General features: G+C 70.9%; 5 protein-coding genes and 1 pseudogene. 5 read left to right on the plus strand and 1 reads right to left on the minus strand.

The window, feature by feature from the left end; translation table 11 throughout:
* From KUM32_RS44005 to KUM32_RS30160, 5 genes and pseudogenes are all read left to right on the plus strand, one after another.
* Window positions 1-241, plus strand: a pseudogene (locus KUM32_RS44005) (ATP-binding protein); the annotation flags it as partial.
* Between the two features lie 142 nt (window positions 242-383).
* Window positions 384-797 carry a roadblock/LC7 domain-containing protein gene (locus tag KUM32_RS30145; RefSeq protein WP_217145135.1) on the plus strand — a complete coding sequence of 138 codons (414 nt, stop codon included), beginning with the start codon at window positions 384-386 and terminating at the stop codon, window positions 795-797.
* Window positions 794-1,150 carry a DUF742 domain-containing protein gene (locus KUM32_RS30150; protein ID WP_217145136.1) on the plus strand — a complete coding sequence of 119 codons (357 nt, stop codon included), beginning with the start codon at window positions 794-796 and terminating at the stop codon, window positions 1,148-1,150. Before KUM32_RS30145 ends, KUM32_RS30150 begins: the two co-directional genes overlap by 4 nt.
* Window positions 1,131-1,748 (plus strand): ATP/GTP-binding protein, encoded by a 618-nt coding sequence (locus KUM32_RS30155; protein WP_217145137.1) that lies wholly within the window; start codon window positions 1,131-1,133, stop codon window positions 1,746-1,748. The genes KUM32_RS30150 and KUM32_RS30155 overlap by 20 nt, the downstream gene beginning before the upstream one ends.
* Window positions 1,745-3,007: a cytochrome P450 gene (locus tag KUM32_RS30160; protein WP_217145138.1), complete on the plus strand. Its 1,263-nt coding sequence runs from the start codon at window positions 1,745-1,747 to the stop codon at window positions 3,005-3,007. Before KUM32_RS30155 ends, KUM32_RS30160 begins: the two co-directional genes overlap by 4 nt.
* 71 nt (window positions 3,008-3,078) lie before the next feature.
* Here KUM32_RS30160 and KUM32_RS30165 read toward each other — a convergent pair whose 3' ends face one another.
* Complete coding sequence (locus tag KUM32_RS30165; protein ID WP_217145139.1) at window positions 3,079-4,305, minus strand: cytochrome P450; 1,227 nt, start codon at window positions 4,303-4,305, stop codon at window positions 3,079-3,081.
* Between the last annotated feature and the right edge of the window lie 95 nt (window positions 4,306-4,400).

Here is a 4,400-nt window from a genome sequence, read left to right on the forward strand (position 1 = left end):
CGACGGCACCACGCCGAACGGTCTGCCGGTCCGCGCCCCCGGCCGCACCATGGCCGAGGCGGAACGCGACCGCGAGCAGCGCCAGTCCGCGTCCGGACACGCCGGTGACCCGGCGGCGACGCGGCGCCCCGCCCGCGACGCGGGCTCGCGGTTCGGCGCCTTCCACCGCGCACGGCAGTCCGGGAACGGCACCGCCGGACCGGCTGACCGGCCCGGGGCGGAGCCGCCCGCGGCTCCGTAGTCCTGCCCTTTCCCGTACGCGTCAGCCCCATCCCTTCCCCTACGGCGCCCGGGGCGACGGCGCCCCTTCCCGCTCGAGTTAGTGAGATAGGAGGAACGGGCCGGTGACCGGTCAGCCGGACACCACCGTCCCATCACCCATCATGCAGACCACCGACAACAGCCTCAGCTGGCTCCTGCACGGCCTCCTGGAACAGACCCCCGGCGCACGTCACGCCCTGGTCCTGTCCCGGGACGGTCTGAAACTCTGCTGGAGCGAGCACCTGACGCTCGACCGGGCCGACCAGTTGTCGGCGATCTGCTCCGGTATCCAGGCCCTGGCTCAGGGTGCCTCCATGGAGTTCGGCGACGGCACCGGCGGCGTCCGGCAGTCGATGACCGAGTTCCACGGCGGCCTGCTGTTCATCGTGGAGGCCGGCGAGGGGGCGCACCTCGCCGTCGTCGCCGGGGAGGACGCCGACCCCGGAGTGGTCGGCCACCAGATGACGGAGCTGGTCGAGCAGATCGGCGAGCATCTGCGGGCCGAGCCGCGGGGCCATGTGCGCGGTACGTCGTGATGCGCAAACCCGTCGACACGGGTGATCCGGACCGGCTCTACACCGTCACCGGTGGACGGAGCCGCGCGGACGAGTCCTTCGACCTGGTCACCCTCATCGTCAGCGAGAGCGGGCCGGTGCCGGGGATGCAGTCGGAGCACGCCCGGATCCTGGAGCTGTGCCGACACCCCACCGCCGTGGTCGAGATCGCCGCAGAGCTCGGACTGCCGGTCATGGTCGTGCGGATCCTGCTCGGCGACCTGCTGGACACGGGCCGCATCACCGCCCGTCATCCGCGCGCGGCGCCGTCCGTCGCCTCCCTGCCTGATTCCGCCCTACTCCAAGAGGTGCTCCATGGGCTCCGCAACCTCTGAGCCGCCCTCCCGCCGCACACCGCTGAACGACACCGCGGAGACCGGCCTGAAGATCGTCGTCGTCGGCGGATTCGGCGTCGGCAAGACGACCCTGGTCCGCTCCGTGAGCGAGATCCGGCCGCTGAACACCGAGGAGGTGATGACCCAGGCCGGCGTGGGCGTCGACGAGACCAGCGCGGTGACGGCGAAGACCACCACGACGGTCGCGTTCGACTTCGGGCGGATCAGCCTCAACGCCCGCATGGTGCTGTACCTGTTCGGAGCGCCCGGCCAGGAGCGCTTCTGGTTCCTGTGGGACAGGCTGTTCTCGGGGACACTGGGCGCCGTGGTCCTCGTGGACACGCGCCGGATGGACGACTCCTGGTACGCGATCGACAGGCTGGAGCACCACCGCACACCGTTCGTGGTGGCGGTGAACCGGTTCGACGGCGACACCGACCGGTACTCCCTGGACGAGATCCGCCAGGCGCTCGCCCTCCCCGGGCACGTGCCGATGGTCGACTGCGACGCGCGGGTCCGGCAGTCCGGCAAGGACGTGCTCATCACCCTCGTGAACCACCTCCACGACATGGCCATCGCCGAGGAGGCGACACTGTGACGGACCCCGGCCGCCCCTCCGCGCACCCGGCACCCCCGGGGTGCCCCGCCCACTCCCGCGCGGTGCGCCTGACGGGGCTCGAGTACCAGCAGACGCCGGCGCAGCTCTACCGCACGCTGCGCAGGGATCACGGCCCCGTCGCGCCCGTGATGCTCGACGGGGACATCCCGGCCTGGCTGGTGCTGGGCTACTCCGAGGTCACCTATGTGACCAGCCATGACGAGCTGTTCGCGCGTGACTCGCGGCGCTGGAACCAGTGGGAGAACATCCCGCCGGACTGGCCGCTGCTGCCCTTCGTCGGCTACCAGCCGTCGGTGCTGTTCACCGAGGGCGAGGAGCACCGGCGACGGGCCGGGGTGATCACCGAGGCGCTGGAGGGAATCGACCAGTTCGAGCTCTCCCACGACTGCCTGCTGATCGCCGACGAACTCATCGCCCGGTTCGCCGGCAGCGGCCACGCGGAGCTGATGGCCGACTACGCGCACACCCTGCCGATGCGCACCGTGGTGCAGATGTGCGGGATGCCGACCTCGGGCGAGGACACCCTCCGGCTCGTCGACGACCTGCGGATCTCCCTGGACGCGGGGGAGGGTGACGACCCGGTGGCGGCGTACGGGCGCGTGGGCGAGCGGCTGCGGCAGCTGGTGAAGGACAAGCGGGCCGCCCCCGGCCCGGACGTCACCTCGCGCATGCTGACGCACCCGGCCGGTCTGACGGACGAGGAGATCGTCCAGGACCTGATCTCCGTGATCGCGGCGGCGCAGCAGCCGACGGCGAACTGGATCTGCAACACACTGCGCCTGCTGCTGACGGACGAGCGGTTCGCCGTGAACGTGTCGGGCGGCCGGCTCAGCGTGGGCGAGGCGCTCAACGAGGTGCTGTGGCTGGACACGCCGACGCAGAACTTCATCGGACGGTGGGCCGTGAAGGACGTCCAGCTGGGCGGCCAGCGAATCCGGGCCGGTGACTGCCTGGTGCTGGGACTGGCCGCGGCCAACACCGACCCGCAGATCTGGCCGGAGGGGCACGTGGGCGCGGAGAACGCCGCCCACCTGTCGTTCAGCAACGGAGAGCACCGCTGCCCCTACCCTGCTCCGCTGCTGGCGGACGTGATGGCGCGGACGGCGGTCGAGACGCTGCTGGAGCGGTTGCCCGACCTGGTGCTGGCCGTGGACCCGGAAGAACTGACCTGGCGACCGTCGGTCTGGATGCGGGGGCTGTCGGCACTCCCGGTGCGGTTCACGCCGGTGGTGCGGTAGCGCGGGACCCGGGCCCGTGGAGAAGGCCCGGGTCCCGGCGCGGACCGGCAAGCGGGGCAGACCGGTACGAGTCAGCCCTTCACGGGGGTGAACCGCACCGGGAGGCTCTGCGGTCCGCGGGTGAACACGCCCTGCTCGGCCGGTACGAATCCGTCGGCGAGGCGCACGTCGGGCATGGCGTCGAGGAGCTGGCCGACACCGGTCTCCACCTCGGCCTTGGCCAGCAGCGCGCCGACGCAGAAGTGCCGCCCGAGTGCGAAGGCGAGGTGGTCGGCGGCGGCGGAGAAGGCGGTCGTGGTGGTGAGGTCCTCGCGGAAGATGTCGAAGCGGTCGGGATCGCGGTAGCGGCTCTCGTCACGGTTGGCGGCACCTATCAGACAGGTGACGGTGGCGCCCGCGGGCACGGTGCCGCCGCTGAGCGTCACCTCCGTCGCGGACTGCCGCATGATCATGTGAACGGGCGGGGTGAACCGCAGGGTCTCCGCGAAGGCGCGCGGGATCAGCGAGCGGTCCGCGCGGACGGCGGCGAGCTGGTCGGGGTGGAGCAGCAGGTTCGCGAAGATGCCCGCGATCGCCTTGTCGGTGGTCTCGCCGCCCGCGGCGAGCAGCAGGCTGCAGAACGCCTTGACGTCCTCGTCGCTCATCCGCACCCCGTCGACCTCGGCGGCGCACAACGCGGACAGCAGGTCGTCGCCCAGGTTCTCGCGACGGTCCCGGATGATCGGCAGCATGTACTCGGCGAACTCCACCCGGGTCCGCTCGCCGGCCGCGGTCACCTCCGGGTCGCCCGAGAGGTTCCCGAGGAAGGCGATGACGGCCGAGTACCAGCGGTGGAAGCGCGCGTGATCGGCCTTGTCCAGGCCCAGCATGTCGGCGATGACGTTGACCGGGAAGCGGGTGGCGTAGTCAGTGACCAGGTCGGCGGAACCTGTGTGCCGGAAGACGTCGATCAGCTCGCGGGAGTTGCGCTCGATGACGGGCAGGAACTTCCGCTCCAGGTCGCTGCCGCGGAAGGCGGGGGCGACGAGAGCCCGGCGTACGGCGTGCTCCCGCCCGCTGAGCTGGAGGATCGTCTTGCCGTGCACGGGTTCGATCTGCCATGCGTAGTTGTCGGTAGTGAACTCGCCGGCCTTGTCCTTGAAGACGCGCTCGACGTCCTCGTAGCGCGAGACGATGTAACTGCGCGTCGCCTCGTGCCAGATGAGGGGCGCGGAGTCCCGCATCACCCGGTAGGCGGGATAGGGGTCGGCGGCGAACTCGGGCGAGAGGATGTCGGGCACGTGCTGGGCGTTGGACATGGGGCTCCTGTGAATCGTGTCATCGCTCACGACTCAAGGCTATTGATCATCCATCAGGTGCGACAAGGAGCACTCCGGCCCGCACCCCGCCACAA

It is taken from the genome of Streptomyces sp. AC627_RSS907 (genome assembly GCF_019049165.1).